This is a genomic window from Acidimicrobiales bacterium (assembly GCA_036270875.1).
GTDB lineage: Bacteria > Actinomycetota > Acidimicrobiia > Acidimicrobiales > AC-9 > AC-9.
In genome coordinates, this window is sequence record DATBBR010000022.1 from 12,004 (window position 1) to 31,779 (window position 19,776).

The 19,776-nt window shown below is 69.6% G+C and carries 24 protein-coding genes; 9 read left to right on the forward strand and 15 right to left on the reverse strand.

Translation table 11 applies throughout. The annotated features are described in order from the left end of the window. Positions 1 to 4: 4 nt before the first annotated feature. Both tatC and VH112_01995 read right to left on the reverse strand, forming a co-directional pair. Positions 5 to 784 (reverse strand): twin-arginine translocase subunit TatC, encoded by a 780-nt coding sequence (tatC, locus tag VH112_01990; protein ID HEX4538987.1) that lies wholly within the window; start codon positions 782 to 784, stop codon positions 5 to 7. A 21-nt stretch (positions 785 to 805) separates the two neighbouring features. Further along, positions 806 to 1,249: a twin-arginine translocase TatA/TatE family subunit gene (locus VH112_01995; protein ID HEX4538988.1), complete on the reverse strand. Its 444-nt coding sequence runs from the start codon at positions 1,247 to 1,249 to the stop codon at positions 806 to 808. Between the two features lie 89 nt (positions 1,250 to 1,338). Between VH112_01995 and VH112_02000 the strand changes: the two genes are divergently transcribed. Continuing rightward, a complete protein-coding gene (locus VH112_02000) occupies positions 1,339 to 2,040 on the forward strand; it encodes a glycerophosphodiester phosphodiesterase (protein ID HEX4538989.1) in 702 nt (233 codons plus the stop codon). 19 nt (positions 2,041 to 2,059) lie between these two features. Here VH112_02000 and lepB read toward each other — a convergent pair whose 3' ends face one another. The 7 genes from lepB to arc all read right to left on the reverse strand — a co-directional run bounded on the left by lepB (position 2,060) and on the right by arc (position 9,345). Then, positions 2,060 to 2,710, reverse strand: coding sequence for a signal peptidase I (lepB, locus tag VH112_02005; GenBank protein HEX4538990.1), 651 nt, complete (start codon positions 2,708 to 2,710; stop codon positions 2,060 to 2,062). A gap of 83 nt (positions 2,711 to 2,793) precedes the next feature. Beyond that, positions 2,794 to 4,152, reverse strand: coding sequence for a Pup--protein ligase (gene pafA / locus VH112_02010; protein HEX4538991.1), 1,359 nt, complete (start codon positions 4,150 to 4,152; stop codon positions 2,794 to 2,796). A gap of 87 nt (positions 4,153 to 4,239) precedes the next feature. Continuing rightward, positions 4,240 to 4,929 (reverse strand): proteasome subunit alpha, encoded by a 690-nt coding sequence (prcA, locus tag VH112_02015; GenBank protein HEX4538992.1) that lies wholly within the window; start codon positions 4,927 to 4,929, stop codon positions 4,240 to 4,242. Next, positions 4,926 to 5,741, reverse strand: coding sequence for a proteasome subunit beta (gene prcB / locus VH112_02020; GenBank protein HEX4538993.1), 816 nt, complete (start codon positions 5,739 to 5,741; stop codon positions 4,926 to 4,928). The genes prcA and prcB overlap by 4 nt, the downstream gene beginning before the upstream one ends. Before the next feature lie 55 nt (positions 5,742 to 5,796). Continuing rightward, positions 5,797 to 5,991 carry a ubiquitin-like protein Pup gene (locus tag VH112_02025; GenBank protein HEX4538994.1) on the reverse strand — a complete coding sequence of 65 codons (195 nt, stop codon included), beginning with the start codon at positions 5,989 to 5,991 and terminating at the stop codon, positions 5,797 to 5,799. Positions 5,992 to 6,005: 14 nt separating this feature from the next. Further along, positions 6,006 to 7,493 (reverse strand): depupylase/deamidase Dop, encoded by a 1,488-nt coding sequence (gene dop / locus VH112_02030; protein HEX4538995.1) that lies wholly within the window; start codon positions 7,491 to 7,493, stop codon positions 6,006 to 6,008. 79 nt (positions 7,494 to 7,572) lie between these two features. Further along, a complete protein-coding gene (gene arc / locus VH112_02035) occupies positions 7,573 to 9,345 on the reverse strand; it encodes a proteasome ATPase (GenBank protein ID HEX4538996.1) in 1,773 nt (590 codons plus the stop codon). A 199-nt stretch (positions 9,346 to 9,544) separates the two neighbouring features. Between arc and VH112_02040 the strand changes: the two genes are divergently transcribed. Further along, positions 9,545 to 9,781 (forward strand): ferredoxin, encoded by a 237-nt coding sequence (locus VH112_02040; GenBank protein HEX4538997.1) that lies wholly within the window; start codon positions 9,545 to 9,547, stop codon positions 9,779 to 9,781. A gap of 151 nt (positions 9,782 to 9,932) precedes the next feature. Here the strand turns inward: VH112_02040 and VH112_02045 are convergent, their stop codons facing one another. The 6 genes from VH112_02045 to VH112_02070 form a co-directional block, all read right to left on the reverse strand. Next, complete coding sequence (locus VH112_02045) at positions 9,933 to 10,739, reverse strand: tRNA (adenine-N1)-methyltransferase (protein HEX4538998.1); 807 nt, start codon at positions 10,737 to 10,739, stop codon at positions 9,933 to 9,935. Beyond that, the gene (locus VH112_02050; protein HEX4538999.1) at positions 10,736 to 10,966 is read right to left on the reverse strand and encodes a hypothetical protein; all 231 of its coding nucleotides are present in this window, start codon (positions 10,964 to 10,966) and stop codon (positions 10,736 to 10,738) included. The genes VH112_02045 and VH112_02050 overlap by 4 nt, the downstream gene beginning before the upstream one ends. Before the next feature lies 1 nt (position 10,967). Continuing rightward, a complete protein-coding gene (locus VH112_02055) occupies positions 10,968 to 11,186 on the reverse strand; it encodes a hypothetical protein (GenBank protein HEX4539000.1) in 219 nt (72 codons plus the stop codon). After that, positions 11,183 to 11,530, reverse strand: a complete 348-nt coding sequence (locus VH112_02060) for a hypothetical protein (GenBank protein HEX4539001.1) — start codon at positions 11,528 to 11,530, stop codon at positions 11,183 to 11,185. The genes VH112_02055 and VH112_02060 overlap by 4 nt, the downstream gene beginning before the upstream one ends. A 78-nt stretch (positions 11,531 to 11,608) precedes the next feature. Beyond that, complete coding sequence (locus VH112_02065; GenBank protein ID HEX4539002.1) at positions 11,609 to 12,256, reverse strand: LON peptidase substrate-binding domain-containing protein; 648 nt, start codon at positions 12,254 to 12,256, stop codon at positions 11,609 to 11,611. Then, complete coding sequence (locus VH112_02070; protein ID HEX4539003.1) at positions 12,253 to 12,663, reverse strand: PaaI family thioesterase; 411 nt, start codon at positions 12,661 to 12,663, stop codon at positions 12,253 to 12,255. Before VH112_02070 ends, VH112_02065 begins: the two co-directional genes overlap by 4 nt. 190 nt (positions 12,664 to 12,853) lie before the next feature. Here VH112_02070 and VH112_02075 point away from each other — a divergent pair, with 190 nt between their 5' ends. The 7 genes from VH112_02075 to VH112_02105 form a co-directional block, all read left to right on the forward strand. Continuing rightward, complete coding sequence (locus tag VH112_02075; GenBank protein ID HEX4539004.1) at positions 12,854 to 13,633, forward strand: fatty acid desaturase; 780 nt, start codon at positions 12,854 to 12,856, stop codon at positions 13,631 to 13,633. Positions 13,634 to 13,757: 124 nt separating this feature from the next. After that, positions 13,758 to 14,969 carry an FIST N-terminal domain-containing protein gene (locus tag VH112_02080; protein ID HEX4539005.1) on the forward strand — a complete coding sequence of 404 codons (1,212 nt, stop codon included), beginning with the start codon at positions 13,758 to 13,760 and terminating at the stop codon, positions 14,967 to 14,969. 147 nt (positions 14,970 to 15,116) lie between these two features. After that, complete coding sequence (gene tal, locus VH112_02085) at positions 15,117 to 16,247, forward strand: transaldolase (protein ID HEX4539006.1); 1,131 nt, start codon at positions 15,117 to 15,119, stop codon at positions 16,245 to 16,247. 35 nt (positions 16,248 to 16,282) lie between these two features. Then, entirely contained in the window at positions 16,283 to 17,821 is a 1,539-nt protein-coding gene (zwf, locus tag VH112_02090) for a glucose-6-phosphate dehydrogenase (GenBank protein HEX4539007.1), read from the forward strand. Positions 17,822 to 17,868: 47 nt separating this feature from the next. After that, positions 17,869 to 18,870, forward strand: a complete 1,002-nt coding sequence (locus tag VH112_02095; GenBank protein HEX4539008.1) for a glucose-6-phosphate dehydrogenase assembly protein OpcA — start codon at positions 17,869 to 17,871, stop codon at positions 18,868 to 18,870. After that, a complete protein-coding gene (gene pgl / locus VH112_02100) occupies positions 18,867 to 19,535 on the forward strand; it encodes a 6-phosphogluconolactonase (GenBank protein ID HEX4539009.1) in 669 nt (222 codons plus the stop codon). Before VH112_02095 ends, pgl begins: the two co-directional genes overlap by 4 nt. A 10-nt stretch (positions 19,536 to 19,545) precedes the next feature. After that, on the forward strand, positions 19,546 to 19,776 hold a 231-nt coding region (locus VH112_02105), incomplete at its 3' end, for a hypothetical protein (protein HEX4539010.1).

The window sequence follows — 19,776 nt, forward strand, 5'->3', positions numbered from 1 at the left end:
CGGATCACGTACCGCCGGTCGGTGCCGCTGACCGCTTGAGCAGCTTGCCGATCAGAATGGACACCTCGTAGAACACGCACATCGGTATGGCGAGGGCCAGCATGGAGAACGGGTCCGAGCTCGGCGTGACGACGGCGGCGACCGCGAACAGTATGACGATGGCCTTGCGGCGCCAGCGCGAGAGCTGAGCCGGGCTGAGCACACCCGCGAGCTCGAGGAACACCAGCAGCACTGGGAACTCGAAGGCCACGCCAAAGGCGACCATCAACAAGATGATGAGGCTGAGGTAGTTGGCGGGGCTGTAGATCTGCGAGAGCGTGGGACCGCCGACGGCGGTGAGGAAGGACAGGGCGTGGGGGAAGGTCAGCCAGGCCACGCCCGCGCCTGCCACGAAGAGTGTGATCGAGGCGGTCACGAAGGGGATGGCATACCGCTTCTCGTTGGGGTTGAGGCCAGGCGTGACGAAGCGCCACAGCTGGTACAGCACGACGGGCGAGGCCAGGAACAGGCCCCCGTAGGCGGCGATCTTGAGGCGTATCGAGAACCCGTCCAGCGGGCCGGTGACGAACAGCTGGCATGAGTGGTGGGGGCCCACCGTCTGGCAGTACGGGTGCACGAAAAACGAGAGGATGTGGTTGTACAGGGCGAAGGCCACCACCGCGCCGGCGGCGACGGCGAGGACCGAGATCACGAGCCGCCGTCGCAGCTCGGTCAGGTGCTCGACCAGCGTCATGGCATCCGGGTGCGGATGCTTGGTCTTGAGACGGGGCAGCTTTATGGCCATGGCAACACCCGCGGTGGCGCCTTAGTTGAGACTGGGATCGTCCGGGGCCAGGCCGGGATCCCAGCCCCCGTGGGCGGCGGACGGGGCGGATCCGGTCGCCGGCGGGAGCGGCGCCAGCTGCCCGGGGTGCTGGGGTGGAGCCCGGTCCTGGGCACCTTCGCCGGAGGCGGATCCGTCGGGCGTGGTCGCACCCTCGGGAGCGGCGCCGTCGGCGGTCGCCCCGTCGACAGCCGAGGGGCTCGGCGCGTCGGACGAGCCCGTGACGTGCCACGGCGGTGTGAAGGGCTGGACCAGGTCCTCCCCCAGTGCGCCCCTGACCTCGTCCTCGAGGTGCTCTCGGAACCGACGGAAGTCGCCCCACGCCTTGCCGACCTGGCGGGTCATCTGCGGCAGCTTGTCGGGCCCGAGCACGATCAGGGCGACCATCAGGACGATCAGGATCTTCGCCGGCCCGAAACTGAGCACGGAAAAAGTGTATCGGCGCCCCCACCCTCCAGGCTGCCAGTCCGTCGAGCGCCGTCACGATCTGTGCACAATGCGCCCACAATGGGGTCGTGGGCACGCGTGCGCAGTCCCCCATCGGCTTCGCCCACCGGGGTGCCAGGGCGCGGGCCCCCGAGAACACGATCGAGGCCTTCTGCCTGGCCCTGGAGCTCGGTGCCAGCGGGCTGGAAAGCGATGTCTGGCTCACGGCCGACGGCGTCCCGGTCCTGGACCACGACGGGATCGTGCGCGCCGGTGGCCGCCGCCGTGCCCTTGCCGACCTGCGGCGGGACGAGTTGCCCCCAACCGTCCCCTCGCTCGGCGACCTCTATCGGGCCTGCGGCACCGACTACCAGCTCTCGCTCGACGTGAAGGACCCCGCGGCCGCCCCCGCGGTCGTCCAGGAGGCGATCGGGCTCGGTGCGGACGGTCGCCTGTGGCTGTGCCATCCGAGCTGGCGCCAGGTGGCCCGATGGCGTCCCCTGTCGCCGCGGCTGCGCCTGGTCGACTCGACCGGACTTGCCAGCATGGGCGAGGGACCGGCGCATCGGGCCGCCGTGCTCGCCGAGGCGGGCATCGACGCCGTGAACCTTCACCGTCGGGAATGGAGCCGCCAGCTGGTGGAGACCTTCCACGACCACGGCCGGGCGGCGTTGGCATGGGACGCCCAGCGAGCGCGTTCGCTCGCCCGGCTGGTCGCCATGGGGATCGACGCCGTCTACAGCGACCACGTGGAGGTCATGATGGCGGCGCTGGCCGCGGCGGCGAGCTGACCGCCGCGATCTCGGTGGTTCAGAAGAGGTGGAGCGAGGTGACGGGCCATACCCGCACCACGACCCGGCCGACCACCAGCGAGCCCTTGATCGGTCCGAAGGCGCGGCTGTCCTTGGAGTCCCCCCGGTTGTCTCCCATCACCCAGTACTCGCCCCGGGGAACCAGGCACGACCGGTTGGCGTCGCTGGCGGCCGACGGCTGGCAACCGGGGGCCTGGCTGAAGTTCCCCGTGCTCACCGTCCCCGCCGGCAGATAGGGCTCCGACTGACGATGCCCGTTGACGTAGAGCACGTCGTCCACCGAGCTCACCGAGTCGCCAGGGAGCCCCACCACCCGCTTCACCAGGTCGTTGACCGAAGGGTCGCTGCTGTCGGCGGGCGGGCGGCTGAACACCACGATGTCGCCGCGGTGGATGTCGTGCAGGTCGTAGCTGACCTTGTTGACGAGGATGCGGTCGCCGACCTGGAGGGTGGGCACCATCGAGGCCGAGGGGATGTAGAAGGCCTGGATGAGCCAGGTCTTGATGGCGAAGGCCGCCAACAGGGCGAGGGCGACGATGGCGACCCACTCGATCCAGGTCCGCATGCGGGGGGAACGGCGACGCCCTCCGCGTGACGGGGTCACGGGGAGGTGCTCGTCGGGGGGCGGCTGGCGGCCGGGATCGGTCATGGCCACGGTGGCCGCAGGCTAATCCAGGCGCGCCGACCGCGCGATGGCGCGCGCGAGCCACCGGGAGCCGGCGGACCGGGACGTCACAGCCCGTCGATGAGCTTCTCGACCCGCTCGTCGCGGGCGCGGAACGGGTCCTTGAGGAGTACCGTGCGCTGAGCCTGGTCGTTGAGCTTGAGGTGGACCCAGTCGACGGTGAAGTCCCGCCGACGGTCCTTGGCCTTCTTGATGAACTCCCCCCTCAACCGTGCTCTCGTGGTCTGCGGCGGCCGGTCGATCGCCGCCTCGATGGCGTCCTCGTCGCAGGTCCTTTCGACCTGGCCCCGGCTCTGCAGGCGGTAGAACAGACCTCGCTCCCGACTCACGTCGTGGTACTGGAGATCGAGCAGCGCCACCCGGGGGTGCGACAGCGACAAGCCGTGCCGTTGGCGATAGCGCTCGATGAGGCGGTGCTTGATCACCCAGTCACACTCCCGGTCGAGGGTGAAGGGGTCCTTCTCGATCCCCTCGAGACAGTGCTCCCACATCTCGAGGGCCTTCTCCTCGAGCGGGTCGAGCCCCTTCTGCTCCGCGTACCGGCGGGCCCTGAGCAGGTACTCGCCCTGGATGTCGAGGGCGCTGGCCTCCCTGCCGTTGGCGAGGCGCACGCGGCGCCGGCAGGAGGTGTCGTGGCTGATCTCGCGAATGGCCCGGATGGGGTTCTCCAGGGTCATGTCGCGGAGCACGGCGGCAGGGTCCTCCAGCATTCGGAGCAGGATGCTGGTGGCTCCCACCTTGAGGAAGGTCGAGTACTCGCTCATGTTCGAGTCGCCGACGATCACGTGGAGGCGTCGGAAGCGCTCGGCGTCGGCGTGCGGCTCGTCCCTCGTGTTGATGATCGGCCGGCTCCTGGTCGTCGCCGAGGAGACGCCCTCCCAGATGTGCTCCGCCCGCTGGCTGATGCAGAACATCGCCCCGCGGGCCGTCTGCAGCACCTTGCCCGCTCCGGCGTAGATCTGGCGGGTGACGAAGAACGGGATCAGCACCTCGGCGTAGTGCCCGAAGTCGTCCCGGCGACTCGTCAGGTAGTTCTCGTGACAGCCGTAGGAGTTCCCGGCCGAGTCGGTGTTGTTCTTGAACAGGTAGATGACGCCGCGGATGCCCTCCTCCCGGAGGCGCTGCTCCGCCGAGAGCAGCAGGTGCTCGAGGATCCGCTCACCAGCCTTGTCGTGGGCGACGAGATCGGAGATCGAATCGCACTCCGGGGTGGCGTACTCCGGGTGGCTGCCCACGTCCAGGTAGAGGCGGGCACCGTTCTCGAGGAACACGTTGCTGGACCGCCCCCAGCTGACGACTCGCCGAAACAGGTAGCGGGCCACCTCGTCCGGGCTCAGCCGACGCTGCCCGCGCAGGGTGCAGGTGACGCCGTACTCGTTCTCGAGCCCGAAGATGCGCCGCTCCATCCCGGCCACGGTACCGTTCCCGGGGTGGCGAGGCGGCGCAAGCCGCTCACGTCGTTTCAGGCCTGCTCAGGCCCGGCTCAGGCCCGCTCAGGCCGGCGAGGCCACGAGCAGCTCCTGCAGCTCGCCGTCCTCGATGCGGCGGAAGGCGCGTCGCCCGTCGCCCCTCACCAGCGCCGCCACCTCGAGCTCGTCGGCGCCGAGCGTCCGCTCGGGACCGGCCAGGGCGGCCACCGCGGCCCGGAGCGCCTCGACCAGGGTCCATCCTTCGGCCCACGAGGATTCCACGCGCCCGGAGATGGCCTCGGCCTCGCCGCCGAGGACGATGAAGCGCTCCTCGTCGACCACGGTGCCGTCGTAGAGGATGTGGTACAGCTGATCGGCCGCACCGTCCACCCCCAGCTCAGCGACGAGGATCTCGATCTCCAGCGGCTTCATCTCGTGGGTGAAGACCTGCCCCAGATACTGCGCGTACACGTTCGCCAGCGAGCGGGCATCGACGTCCTCCCGGCTGTAGGCAAAGCCCTTGGTGTCGGCATGGCGCACGCCCGCCACCCGGAGCTGGTCGAACTCGTTGTACCGGCCGACACCGGCGAAGGCGATGCGGTCGTAGATCTCGTTGACCTTGTGGAGCGAGCGGGACGGGTTCTCTGCGGTCACGAGGATCCCGTCGGCGAAGACCGAGGCGACGAGCGCCCGTCCTCGGGCGATGCCCTTGCGGGCGTAGTCGGCGCGGTCCTTCATGACCTGCTCGGGAGCCACGTAGAAGGGCATGGTCATGGTCGCTGGCCCTCCGACCGCTTCCGCTCGATGAGCGTCCCGAACCGCTCGGCCACCTCGGCGTCGCCGGCCAGCTCGAACCCGGCGGCGGTCACGGTGGCGATCATCGGGTAGATGCCGCGGACCACGTCGGGGCCGCCCGTGGCGATGTCCTCGTCGGCGGCCTCGTACAGGCCCAGGATGGCGAGCTCGATGGCCTCGTCTCGGGCCAATCCCTCTCGGTACCCGAGCTTGATGGTGGTGCGGGCGTCGCGACCGCCGGATCCGGTGGCGTGGTAGTCGTCCTCCTCGTACCGGCCGCCCGTCAGGTCGTAGTTGAAGATGCGGCCGGTCCGGCGCCGGAGGTCGTAGCCGGCGAACAGCGGCAGGACGGCCAGCCCCTGCATGGCCATCGGCAGGTTTCCCCTGATCATCTGGCCCAGCTGGTTGGCCTTGCCCTCCAGGCTCAGCGCCAGGCCCTCGACCTTCTCGTAGTGCTCGAGCTGGGTCTGGAAGAGCTTCACCATCTCGATGCCGGGCCCAGCCGCCCCGGCGAAGGCCACGGCTGAGTGACGGTCGGCCGGGAAGACCTTCTCGATGGACCGATGAGCGATGGAGTAGCCCTCGGTGGCCCGGCGATCGCCGGCCATCACCACACCATCGCTGTAGCGCAGGGCGGCCACAGTCGTCCCGTGGCGGATCTCGGGCCCTGTCGCGGCCGGGGCCCCGACGTCGCGGGCATACGCCAAGGACTGGGTCGGGCTGCTACGGCGAAGCAGGTCGGTGAAGCTCGGTCCCGGGTCGTCGGCCGGGGGAAACATGGGCAGGCTCATCGGAGCGCACCCTACCGGCTCAGCCATGCCCGCGAGGCTGGCCGGGCAGGTGGCGCTACTCCCCGCCCTTCTGGACGTAGTTGCGCACGAACTCCTCGGCGTTGTCCTCGAGCACCTCGTCGATCTCGTCGAGGAGATCATCAAGCTCAGCCTTGAGCTTCTCGCCCTTGTCGGACGTGGGCGCGGCCTCCTCGACGACTTCCTCGTCTCGTGGGGTCTGCGGCCGCTTCTTCAGCTCACGTTCTGCCATCGTCCACTTCTCTCCTAGGAACCCAACTGTTCCAACAGCTCAGCCGGGCTCGAACATCCCGCCAACAAAGTATCGACATGCGCGGCGGTTCCCCGCAGCGGTTCCATCATGGGGACCCGCCGCAGCGGGTCCGACCCGAGGTCGAACACCAGAGAATCCCAGTTGGCGGCGGCAACCGAGGACGCCCACCGCTGCAGGCACCGGCCCCGAAAGTAGGCCCGGGTGTCCCGGGGCGGCTCGGTCACGGCGTCGACGACATCGGCCTCGTCGACCAGCCGCTCCATCGGCATCCTGGCGAAAAGGGACCGCCCGGGCCGCAGGTCGTGGTACTGCAGGTCGATGGCGGTCAGGCGGTGATCGGACCACGCCAGCCCGTGGCGGTCCCGGTACCCCTCGATGACCTGGCGCTTCGCCACCCAGTCGAGCTGGTTGGCCAGGCTGGCGGGATCGGTCTCGAGGGCGTGGAGGGTGGCCTCCCAGCGCCGGAGCACCTCCTCGCCGGCCTCCTCGTCGCCGACGCAGTCGAGGCCGCGGTCGTCGGCGTACTTGCGGGCGAGCTCGAACAGCTCCCACTGGATCCCGAGCGCGGTGGTCGTGCCGCCCTCGGCCAGCTCCAGGGGCTGCGACAGCGAGAGGTCGTGAGAGACCTGACGGATGGCCCGCACGGGCGTCGCCAGTGACAGGTCACGGTCGCCGTACCAGTCGTCCTCGATCATGGCCAGGACGATCGCCGTCACACCGACCTTGAGGAAGGTCGCCACCTCGGCCAGGTTGGCGTCGCCCACGATCACGTGGAGGCGCCGGTACTTCTGCGCGTCGGCGTGGGGCTCGTCCCTGGTGTTGACGATGGGCCGCTTGAGCGTCGTCTCCAGGCCGACCTCCTCCTCGAAGAAGTCCGCCCGCTGTGAGAGCTGGAAGGTGACGTCCGCCGATCCTGCAGCTGACGATTCGGTGCCCACCTTGCCCGCCCCGGTGTAGATCTGGCGGGAGACGAAGTGGGGCACGACGTGCTGGACGATCCTCGCGAAGGGCACCGCCCGGTTCATCAGGTAGTTCTCGTGGGTGCCGTAGGAGTTGCCCTTGTGGTCCGAGTTGTTCTTGTAGACCACGATCTCCTCGCCGGACGGGAGGAGCCGGTCCGCCGCTTCCATCGATCGGGTGAGGATCCGCTCCCCCGCCTTGTCGTAGCGGAGCAGCTCCATGGCCGTCGAGCACTCGGGGGTCGAGAACTCAGGATGGGCGTGGTCCACGTAATACCGGGCCCCGTTGGTCAGCACCGCGTTGACGAGGTGCGTCTCCACCTCGGGGGCGTCCTCCCGGGCGAAGCCGCGGGCGTCGTTGCCAGGGCTCTCGTCCTCGAAGTCCCAGCCCACCCGGCGCTGAAGCTCGGCGACGTAGGCGTTGATCAGCACCGAGGAGGCGGCGATCGGGTTGGCCTCGCCGGGCCCGACGGAGTGGATGCCGTACTCGGTCTCGATGCCGCACACCTTGGGGATGGCCACAGACGGACCCTACCCCGGCGCCGTCACCAATGGCGCGCTCTGCAGTTGGCGGCTGCTCAACCCCGCCGCTGCCGGCTGTCTAGAGGTACTGGCCCGTCCCCACGCGCTCGATGGAGCGTCCACCGGTCGCCTCCTTGCCCTCGGACAGCAGGGTGCGAACGTAGACGATCCGCTCGCCCTTCTTGCCCGAGATCTTGGCCCAGTCATCGGGGTTCGTGGTGTTCGGCAGGTCCTCGTGCTCCTTGTACTCCTGCCTGATGGAGTCGAGCAGATCGTCGGTGCGAATGCCCTCGCCCTGTTGGGCGATGGTTCGCTTGATGGCCAGCTTCTTGGCCCGACGGACGATGTTCTCGATCATGGCGCCAGAGGCGAAGTCCTTGAAGTAGAGGACCTCCTTGTCCCCGTTCTGGTAGGTGACCTCGAGGAAGCGGTTCAACTCGTCGGCCTGGTACATGGCCGCCACCGTGGTCTCGACCATGCGCCGCACCGTCTTGTCGCGGTCCCCCCCGCCCAGTGACGTGACCTCCTCGGCGTCGAGGGGCAGGTCGGACTGCAGGTACCGGGAGAAGATCTGGGCAGCCGCCTCCTCGTCCGGCCGCTCGATCTTGATCTTCACGTCGAGCCGGCCAGGGCGCAGGATGGCGGGATCGATGAGGTCCTCGCGGTTCGACGCCCCGATCACGATGACGTTGCGCAGGGCCTCCACACCGTCGATCTCGGCCAGGAGCTGGGGAACGACCGTCGACTCCATGTCGGAGCTGATGCCCGAGCCGCGGGTACGGAACAGGGAGTCCATCTCGTCGAAGAAGACGATGACCGGCACGCCTTCCTCGGACTTCTCCCGCGCCCGCTGGAAGACAAGGCGGATCTGACGCTCGGTCTCGCCGACGTACTTGTTGAGCAGCTCCGGGCCCTTGATGTTCAGGAAGTAGCTGCGGGCCTGGCGGTCCCCCGACTGCTCGGCGACCTTCTTCGCCAGGGAGTTGGCGACGGCCTTGGCGATCAGCGTCTTGCCGCACCCGGGAGGCCCGTACAGGAGCACGCCCTTGGGAGCCGGCAGCCGGTGCTTGACGAACAGCTCCCGGTGGAGGAACGGGAGCTCGACGGCGTCGGTGATGGACTCGATCTGGTCGTCGAGGCCCCCGACGTCGGCGTAGGAGATGTCGGGTACCTCCTCGAGGACCAGCTCCTCGACCTCGGGCCGAGGAAGCCGCTCCAGGAGCAGGTCGGTCCGCGGGTCCAGGAGGACCGAGTCCCCCGCCCGGAGCTGCATCTCCATCAGGGTCTCGGCGCGGTCGACGACGCGCTCCTCGTCGGCCCGCCCGAGCACCACTGCCCGCCGGCCGTCCTCCAGCAGCTCCTTGATCGTGACGACCTCACCCGAGAGGTCGGCGCTGCGCGCCAGCACGACGTTCAACGACTCGTTGAGGACGACCTCGTCGCCCCGCTTGAGATCCTCGGCGACGAGCTCGGGGTGGAGGGAGACGCGCACCTTGCGGCCCCCGGAGAAGACGTCGACCGTGCCGTCATCGTTGCGGGCCAGGTAGGTCCCATAGGCGGAAGGCGGCTGGGTGAGCTTCTCCACCTCCTCGCGCAGGGTGGCGATGTGCTCCCTCGCCTGCTGGAGCGTGAAGGTCAGCTTCTCGTTCTGGGACACGGCCTGAGCCAGCTGGCCCTTGGTCTCGAGCAGCTTCTCCTCGAGGGTCCGCACCCGCTTGGGCGCATCCTGGAGCCGGCGGCGGAGCGTGACGATCTCGTCCTCCAGCACGCTCGCCTGCTCCCGGAGCTGAGCCATGTCTCGCTCGTAGGCGGCGAGCCGACGCTGGGACTCGGAGTCTGCCGTCGGAACCACCTCCTCTCACCTCACAAAGCGAACATACACCGGTGTCATGCGGTCAGACGCGCACCCGGCCGCTATACCCTGGGCCTGGACTTTGTTCCCGGTCCTGGAGCCTCCGGCAAGTTTCCCCCGTCCTAGCCGTGGAAATTGACACTGCCGGTCCGGATCGTTAGGTTCAGCAATTGACCGCGACGTCCCGAGAGGCATGCTGATGAAGGTCTGGATCGACCAGGATCTCTGCACCGGCGACGGTCTCTGTGAGGAGATCGCGCCGGCCGTGTTCACCCTGTTGGACGATGGCTTGGCCTACGTCAAAGAGGACGACAAGGTCCTGAACGAGCCTGGTGGCGCCGAGGGTATGGCCACCGTGCCGTCCGATCTCGAGGACGCTGTCGTCGAGGCGGCCGAGGAGTGTCCCGGCGAGTGCATCTTCGTCGAGAAGGCCTGAGGCCGAGCTCGAACGACGGGCCTCGACAGCCCGATCACCTGTAGTCCCGTCCACCAGGCTGTCGTCGTGCGCGCCGGCCCGGCGTGCGGGACAGACGCACCACGGCGGTCATTGGTCACAGCCGAGCCGAGTCGCGACAGCCGGTCGACCGTCAGCTCGACGCAGGGCTCCCGCCGGTGCCGTCCTCGGCCACCAACAGGCGGGCGTGGGTGAGGAAGCCGGTGTGGCCGACCATGCGGTGGTCGGGACGGACAGACCTGCCCTCCACGTGCCAGGTCCGCTGGAGCACCTCGACGGTCTCGGCCAGCCCGAAGGAGCTGGCGGCCAGGGTCTGCCGCAGCTGCGTCACCTGGCCGATCGTGGGCAGATAGGCGACCAGGATGCCGCCGGGGTGCATGGCGGCCTCGGCGTGGCCGACGACTCGCCAGGGCTCGGGGAGGTCGAGCACCACCCGGTCGACGCCGGCCTCGGCGATGCCCTCGTAGATGTCGCGCTCCTCCACCCGGAAGCGGCCGGCGTGCTGCCGATCGAGGAGCTGGGCGACGTTTGCCGCCGCTCGAGCAGCGAAGTCCGGCCGCAACTCGTAGCCGACGACCTCGGCGCCGGCGCGGAGGAGGGCCATCGACAGGGCGCCCGAGCCGACGCCCGCCTCGAGCACCCTGACCCCCGCGAAGATGTCCGCCGTCATGAGGATCGCCCCGAGGTCCTTCGGATAGATGACCTGGGCGCCGCGGGGCATCTCCAGCACCAGCTCTGACAGTGTCGGCCGCAGGGCCACGTACCGGGCCCCGGCGGTCGATCGCACGGTGCTCCCTTCGGGACGGCCGATCAGCTGGGCGTGGTCGACGATTCCCGAATGACTGTGGAACCGGCCCTCGTCGGCCAGCGTCACCAGATGACGGCGGCGCTTCGAGTCGAGCAGCAGGACCCGGTCGCCGACCGCGAATCGGTTGCTCAACGACGACCCGCCCGCCGTCCCTTGTGCTTGTCCGGGGGTTCCTCGTGCACGATCGTCAGGCGCCCACCTGGCTCGAGGGTCTCCGAGTAGACGACCTCCTCGCGGCGGATGCCCCACTTCCGGATGGCGAAGGCGGCGAGCCAAACCATCGCCCACGACCGGCTTCCCCCGAGCACACCGCGTCGCATGCCCGTCCGGATCAGGCTGCGGAGCAGGCGCTCGATCACCTCAGACCCGCCGGATCTCCACGACGGTCGACCGGCGGCGGCCCCGCCGACGACCGAGCACGTAGGCCACCGTGACGAGCACCACCGCCCCGACGACGCCGGCCGCGACCAGGCCCGAACGGGCCGACTCGGTGGTCTCCTCGAACTGACCACGGATCTGCCGCAGCTTGCTCTCGATGTCCTTGGGCGTGACCCGCTCATCCGCGTGCGACGCGCTCATGCCCCCGCTCCTCTCTTGGCCCGGGACTTGCCGCGCCCTCGGGTGATGGCCGCCGCAGCCAGCACGGCCACCACCAGGCCGGTGAGGGCACAGATACCGTACGGCACCCAGGTGAGGTTGCCGGTGAAGGTCGTCCCTGTCTCTTCCTGGAGGCCCCGCAGCAGGCCCACCAGGAGCAGGGTGAGGCCGGTGACGAGGACCACCGAGCCGACAACTCCCAAGATGACAAAGCGGCCCAGGGCCTTGATCGGCTCCAGCGTCTCCTGCCGGAGGTACTGGAGCACGAGGTCCTTGAGCTCGGACACGAGCGCCGGAAGCGCCTCGTCTTCGCTGGTCTCGGGCATGCACTCCTCCGATTGGCTCAGCCTTACTATCCCCCGCACCGGTAGAGACGCAAGCATTAGGGCTCTGGCAGAGCTCCCCTAGCCGGGAGCGCCTCCGGAGAGGCGGTAGCCGAGAAGGTCGGCCGCCGCCGTGGCCAGCTCGGCCAGCAGCCGCAGGCGGGGCTCCACGTCCGGCGTCTCCAGGAGGCGCTGATGGTCGACGGGTCCGACGGGCGCAATCGCACACAGCTGCCAGGCTGCGATTTCGGGGTTGTCGTCCAGGGACACTGTCGCCGGCACGGCGGGCTGGTCGCCCAGCTCGGTCTGGAGTGCCAGTGCCCGACGCACGGCCCGCGAGGCCAGCTCGAGGTGCTCCATGTCGGCCGGCCGGACGGGGGAGTCGGCTAGCTCCTCGACCAGGGCGACCGGGTAGGGGTCGTCCGGCAACCAGGCCGTCACCCGGATGCGCCGGGTGCCGGTCGCCAGCAGCACCCACCGTCCGTCGGGAAGCTCCGCCGCCTCGGCGATCACGGCCACCGTGCCCACACCGAAGCGGGTGTCTCCCCCGCCGACCTCGGATCCCCGCTCGATGAGCACGACACCGAACTCCCCGCTCGCCTCGAGGCAGTCCCGGGTGAGAGCGCGGTAACGCGCCTCGAAGACGTGCAGCGGCAGGCCCATGTGGGGGAAGAGCACGGTGCCGAGGGGGAACATCGGGATCGGGAGCGCCTCCCTGCCCGCCGTCACGAGCGAGGCGTGAGCAGGTAGGTGGATGTGGCCTTGGCGAGCAGGCGGTCCCCGTCGTCGGTGATCTCGGCCTCGACGAACGCGGCACGGGACCCACCCGAGACGACCGACGCCGAGCAGGTCAACGTCGACCCGACGCGCGCCGGCTTGAAAAAGCTGATCTTGAGCTCGGCGTTGGCCGAGAAGACCTTGCGCTCCCTGGCCCAGGTAAGCGACGCCGCCCCCATGGCCGAGTCGGCGAACGCGGTCACGAACCCGCCCTGCAAGACGCCCGTGGGGTTGGCGAAGCGCTCGTCAGCGAGCATGCGCCACACCGTCCTCCCGGGCTGCGACTTGTCCAGGCACACCATTCCCAAGGTGAGGTCGCAGTTGGGCGGGACCTGGATCCGTTGGTCGGTGGGTGTCACGGACAGCGAAGCTATCCGAGGGCCGTCGGACAAGCCCTCTCCGCCTGCGGCGGGGCGGCGACCAGGCGCCGGGAGAGCTGGCGACCACTTGGCAACGCTTGGCAACCATCAGCCGACATCAAAGCAAACAATGCCTGTGACCAGCGCCTGGTCGTCGGTTGTGCGAGGGTGCACCTGCTACCGTGACCCTGTGCCCCGCGTGCTCCTCGCTGTTCTCCTCGGCTTGCTCACCTGCCAGCTGGCGATCCTCGTCACGACCGTCTATCTCCATCGGAGCCTGGCCCATCGGGCCATGACGCTGTCGCCGGTGGCGAGCGCCATCGCCCGCTTCCTGACCTGGATCACCACCGGTATCCGGCCCCGTCAGTGGGTCGCCGTGCACCGCAAGCACCACGCCTTCACCGACGTCGAGGGCGATCCGCACTCTCCCATCCTCGAGGGCTACGCCGCCGTGCAATTCGGCAACGTGATGATGTACCGCCGGGTGGCTCGGGAGGAGGCGACGGTTGGCCGCTACGCCCGCGACCTGCCGCGCGACGCCTGGGACCGTGTGCTCTTCGACCACGCCCTGGTCGGCCTGACGCTGGGCTACCTCGTGCTGTGGCTGATCCTCGGATGGAAGCTGGCGCTGGTCGCCGCCGCCGTGCACGCCGTCTCCTACCTGATGTTGAGCGCCGCCATCAACGCCATCGGTCACACCTGGGGACGGCGGCCCTACGACAACCTCGCTCGCAACAACCAGTGGCTGGCTTTGATCACCCTGGGCGAAGGGCTGCACAACAATCATCACGCGGCGCCGACCTCGGCCCGGTTCGCGCTCGAGCGAGGGCAGATCGACCCTGCGTGGTGGGCGGTGCGAGCCCTCGAGCGCACACGTCTGGCGTCCATCCGCCACGACGACGTGAAGCTCAAGAGCGGCCGGCGGGACGAGATGGGTCATCCGGACGAGGAGCGACAAGCGGTCGGCTGAGCGCGCCGGGCACACCGTCGGTGATGGCGCAGGGTCCGACGCCGCGCCGGGCGACGGAGGCGACGAACACCGAGCCGGCCGCCGCGGATTTCCGGGACGGTCCACGCCAGTAGGGTGAGAGGCGGTGCCGTTCGCCTCCGCGATCTCCGAGCATCCCGTCACCGCCCACGCCACGGGAGAGGTCGCGGGCCAGGCACTCGAGACGGTCGGTGTGGCCCCCGACCTGGTCGTGGTCTTCGTCACCCCGCCCCACGCGGGCGCCCTGGAGGATGCAGCCGGCGCCGTTCGGGCCATCCTCGAGCCGCGCACGTTGGTCGGTTGTGCCGCCGAGTCGGTGGCGGGCGTCAACCGCGAGGTCGAGGGCGGGCCTGCGGTGTGCCTGTGGGCGGGCCGGTTCGGACCTGTCGTTCCGGTCGGCCTCGACGTCGCCGCCTCCGGCGGAGGTGTTGGCGGCGCTGGCGACCTCGACGAGGGTCGGCACCTGGCCGTTAGCGGGTGGCCCGACGAGGTGCCGTTCGACCCCGCCGCGCTGTTCCTCGTGGCCGACCCGTTTACGTTTCCGGTCGAGGCGTTCATCGACTGGGTCGGACAGGCGCACCCGGGCCTGCCGGTGATCGGTGGCATGGCGTCGGCCGCGCGGGGTCCTGGTGGCAACCGGCTCGTGCTGGACGAGAGTGTGCGCGTCGGCGGCGCCGTGGGCGCCCTGCTCGGGCCCGGCGTCGAGTTGGCCTCCGTCGTCTCCCAGGGCTGTCGTCCGGTCGGACATCCCTTGGCAGTGACCCGGGCCGAGGGCAATGTCGTCTACGAGCTCGGTGGGCAGCCCGCCCTGGACCGTCTGGTCGACCTCGCCCGGCGCGAGCTGGCGGAGCGAGATGTCGCCCTCATCAACGCCGGCGGCCTCCACCTGGGCCGTGTCATCGACGAGCACAAGGCCGAGTTCGGCCGGGGTGACTTCCTCGTCCGCAACGTGATCGGCGCCGACCGGGCCGCGGGGGCCATCGCCGTGAACGACGTGGTCGAGCTGGGCACGACCGTCCAGTTCCACCTTCGGGACGCCGTCGCCGCCGACGAGGACCTGCGAAGCCTGCTCAGCGGGCGCGAGGCGGACGCCGCCCTCATGTTCACCTGCAACGGCCGCGGCACCCGCCTGTTCGGCAGTCCCCACCACGACGCCGGCGCCCTGGCCGACACCGTGGGCGAGGTCCCCATGGCCGGCTTCTTCGCCGCCGGCGAGCTCGGCCCCGTGGGAGGGCGAAACTTCCTCCACGGCTTCACCGCCTCCATCGCCCTCCTCCAGGAGGTGGACGGAGGGCGTGAGCAGGCGCCCGCTGGGTAGGGTTGAGGGACGGCGGCGGAGGCTACGTATCGGTGCCGGGTCCGGTCGCCCGGATATGACCACCGGGAGTCAGAGACGGCCCGGGGAGGCCGGCAAAGGGGCACAGAGCCGGCCGGGAGGCCGGCGAAGGGGCAGAGAGGACGACCGATGACCAAGCTGCACGACCTGTTCGACCAGCAGGGACAGAGTCCATGGATCGACAACCTCAAGCGATCGTTCCTCACGAGCGGCCGGCTGGCGGAGCTGGCCGACCTGGGCGTGCGAGGAGTCACGTCCAACCCGACCATCTTCGCCAAGGCCATCGAGGGCGGTGACGACTACGACGAGCAGTTTCGCTCCCTGACGGCGCGGATGGCCGTCGAAGACGCCTACTGGGAGCTGGTCATCGACGACGTCACCAAGGCGCTCGCCGTGTTGCGACCGCTGTACGACTCGAGCGGTGGCACGGACGGGTTCGTCTCCCTGGAGGTGGCTCCCGCGCTCGCCCACGACACCGACGCCAGCATCGAGGCTGCCCGAGCGCTGCACGGCCGGATCGAGGCCCCCAACCTGTTCGTGAAGATCCCGGCGACGGCCGAGGGAGTTCCGGCCATCCGCAAGATGATCGGCGAGGGCCGCAACATCAACGTCACGCTCATCTTCAGCCTCGATCGCTATGACGACGTCATCGAGGCGTACCTGTCCGGGCTGGAGGAGCTGGCCGCGACCGGGCGGGCGGACCTGTCCCGGGTGGCCAGTGTGGCGTCGTTCTTCGTGAGCCGCGTCGACACCGAGGTCGACCGCCGTCTGGAGGCCCTGGCCGACCAGGAGGGGGGCGCTCGGGCCGAGTCGGCCCTCGCCCTTCGGGGGAAGGCGGCCGTTGCTCAGGCCAAGCTCGCCTACAAGCTGTTCAAGGAACGGTTCTCCGGCGCCCGGTGGGAGGCCCTGGCGGCCAAGGGCGCGCACGTCCAGCGGCCGCTGTGGGCGTCCACGTCCACCAAGAACCCGCGCTACGACGATCTGGTGTACGTGAACAACCTCATCGGTCCCGACACGGTCAACACGATGCCGGATGCCACTCTCGAGGACTTCCTCGACCATGGCGTGGTGGCCCGAACCGTCGACAAGGCGCTCGGCGAGGCACAGCAGGTCCTCGACGACCTCGCACAACTAGGCGTGGACATAGCCGATGTCTCCCAGCGACTGGAGGACGAGGGCGTGGCCGCCTTCGCCAAGTCGTTCGACGAGCTCCTGCAGCGGCTCACCGACAAGGCGAACGCCCTCAACAGCGGGCGGTAGATGACACCCGTGGCGGCGAGGAAGGGATGGACCGAATGAGCACCGAGGTCGGCGCGCGCGAGGCCGACGCCGCCAGCCGCTTGGCCGAGGGTCTGGAGGGCGCTCGGCGGGCGCCCCCGGTCGCCTTGGTCATCTTCGGGGCCTCCGGCGACCTGACCTCGCGGAAGATCCTCCCGGCCCTTGCCCGGTTGAGCCGGCGCCGGGCGCTGGGCTCGACCTTTGCCGTCGTCGGTGTGGCCCGTTCCGAGCTGAGCGACGACGACTTCCGTAGGATCGCCATCGAGTCGGTACCGGATGCAGGACCGGAGTGGAAGGCCGCGGTGGCGCGGTTTCGCTACGTTGCGGGCGACTACGGCCACCCGGACACCTTCGACAAGCTGAAGAGCGTCCTCAGCGACCTGGACGAGAACGTCGGTACCGCAGGGAACCGCATCTACTACCTGGCCACCATCCCGGCCGTCTTCAGCGAGGTGGCCGGGGCGCTCCGCAAGCACGGACTGAACCGGCCGGCCGGCCCGGGCTCTTTCGTCCGTCTGGTGGTCGAGAAGCCGTTCGGACGCGACCTGGCGTCGGCCACCAAGCTCGACCAGGCGATACACAGATCCTTCAGGGAGGAGCAGGTCTACCGGATCGACCACTACATGGGGAAGGAGACAGTCCAGAACGTCCTTGCCCTGCGCTTCGCCAACGCCATCTACGAGCCGATCTGGAACCGGCGGTACGTCGACCACCTGCAGATCACGGTGGCGGAGAGCTTGGGTGTGGGGCACCGCGGTGGCTTCTACGAGACGGCCGGGGCCCTGCGCGACATCGTGCAGAACCACGTCATGCAGGTGATGGCTCTGACGCTCATGGAGCCGCCCGTGCGGATCGACGGTCAGGGCATCAGGGACGAGAAGGTGAAGGCGCTGCGGGCCGTCGTGATCCCCACCCCCGAGATCGTGGCCACCGACGTGGTCCGCGCCCAGTACGAGGAAGGCTGGGTCGAGGGCGAGAAGGTCGTCGGGTACCGCCAGGAGGAGGGTGTCGATCCGCACAGCACCACGGAGACGTACGTGGCCATGCGCCTCAACGTCGACAACTGGCGCTGGGCGGGCGTCCCGGTCTACGTGCGCACGGGCAAGCGCTTGCCCAAGCGGGTCACCGAGGTGGCCATGCAGTTCCACACGGTGCCGCACCTGTCCTTCGAGGGTCACCTGGCCGAGGGCCTGGAGCCCAACTCTCTCGTCATGCGGATTCAACCCGACGAGGGGATCACCCTGCGTTTCGGGGCCATGGTGCCGGGACAGACGTTTCGGGTACGGACGGTGTCCATGGACTTCTCCTACGGCGCCGCCTTCCTCGAAGAGACGCCCGAGGCGTACGAGCGCCTCCTCCTGGACGCCATGGTGGGCGACCCGACGCTCTTCATCCGTGCCGACGAAGTCGATCAGGCCTGGCGTATCGTCGACCCGATCTTGGAGTCCTGGGCCCGTGGCAACCCTCCGCTGTCGAGCTACGAGGCCGGAACGTGGGGACCCAAGGAAGCAGACCTGCTGCTCGAGCGCGACCAGAGACGGTGGCGGACTCCGTAGCGCCCCAGGCGGCAGGGGCCGTGTCGCAGCCGAGCGAGCCGACGCCGATGGCCTCGTGGTCCGGCCGAGGCGTCGGCATCGGTCAGGTCGACGACGCCCTGCTCGACCTGCGACGTGGTGAGGAACGCGCCGCGACCCGCATCAGCACGATCAACCTCGTCGTCGTCGCCGAAGACGACGCGGACGCAGCACGTGCCCGCAACGCCATGCGGCAGCTCGGCGGACGCAACCCGGGCCGCACCGTCATCCTCATGCCGGACTCCGCAGCGGATCCGCATGTCGATGCGCAGGTCCGCCTCTACCACGCCACGGTGGACGCCTGTCCGGTCTGGTGGGAGGAGGTCCAGATCAAGGTGGGGGGACCGGCTGGCGACCACCTCGACTCGCTGGTCGAGCCCCTGACCCTCGGGGACCTGCCCGTCACCGTCTGGTACCCGTCCGCCGTCCCTGATCCCGCCGAACCGCTCGTCGGCGCCGCGGACGTCGTCGTGGTCGAATCTCCGCCCCAGCCGGGCGAGGGCGGCCCGACGGCAGGCGATACCGCCGACGGGCCCGTCGCCGATGTCTTCTCGCGACTGCTCGAGCTCGCCCAACGCCGACCGTTGATCGATCTGTCGTGGATCCGACTGACGCCGTGGCGGCGACTGCTTGTGACCCTCTTCGACGCCGGCGACTTCAGGCACTTTGCCGGCGTGGTGGACAGGGCCGAGGTCGCCGCCCGGCCCGGCTCGGCCATGCTGCTGGCCGGCTGGCTGGAGGATCGGCTCGAGCTGCCCGCCTCGTCCGTCTCCCGTCGATCGGCGAGCGATGCGACCATCACGCTCGTCGCCTCTGGCGGCGGCGGCATCGGGCGCTTCAGCGTCGCCAGGGAGGAGGACGACGGCTTCCTGACGGCCGTGGCCGAGATCGAGGGTGGCCCCCGGCGCCAGGATGCCGTGACGCTTCCCGAGGACCCGCTCGCGGCCGCCTTGGCCGAGGCGCTGACCTGCGTCAGGCATGATCGGATCTACGAGATGGCGATCGGGGCGGCGTTGGGCACGCACCGATGAACGGCGAGCTGGTGGTGGTCGATGACGTCCCCGGAGCATTCGCGGAACGCGTGATCGACGCGTTCGAGCACCGTGCTGGTGAATCGTTCGCCATGGCCCTGTCGGGCGGAGAGACGGCGCGGCAGTGCTACGAGCGGCTGGCGATCGACGGAGCCCAGCGCATCGACTGGTGGGCCGTCGACATCTATTGGGGCGACGAGCGTTGCGTCCCCCCGGACAGTCCCGACTCGAACGAGCGGCTGGTCAGGGAGGCGCTCCTCGAGCGGGTGGGGGCCGCCAATGCCGTGTACCCCATGCGCTGCGAGGAGGGCCCCGATCCCTACCAGCTCCGGGTGGGCGAAGTCGGGCGGTTCGACGTGACGCATCTGGGATTGGGCCCCGACGGCCACACCGCCTCGCTCTTCCCCGGCTCCCCTGCGCTCGACGCCGACCCGGGCCGCCTCGTCTGCGTGAACTCCGACCCCAGCTCGCGCAATCCCTATCCCCGGATGACCCTCACCCTCTCGGGCATCGCCCGCTCACGGCTGGTGCTGTTCACGGTGGCGGGCGAGTCCAAGCGGGAGGCGCTCCAGGCGGTGGTCGACGGCGCGGACCTGCCGGCGGCGCGGGTCACTGCCGAGCGGGTGGTCTGGCTCGTGGACCGGGAGGCGGCGCCGCGCCTCTAAGGTGACGCCTATGCGAACGGACCTGGTGGCCGCGCCGCTCGAGGAGGTGCTGGCGGCCGCTGGCCGGCGACGCGACGGCGCCCATGGCCACCGGGTGACGTACTCCCCCAAGGTGTTCGTCCCCCTGACCAGACTGTGCCGGGATCGCTGCGCCTACTGCACGTTCGCCACCGCGCCGGCTCGTGTCAGCGCCGCGTACCTGTCGCCGTCGGAGGTGCTCGCCATCGCCAAGGCCGGGGCT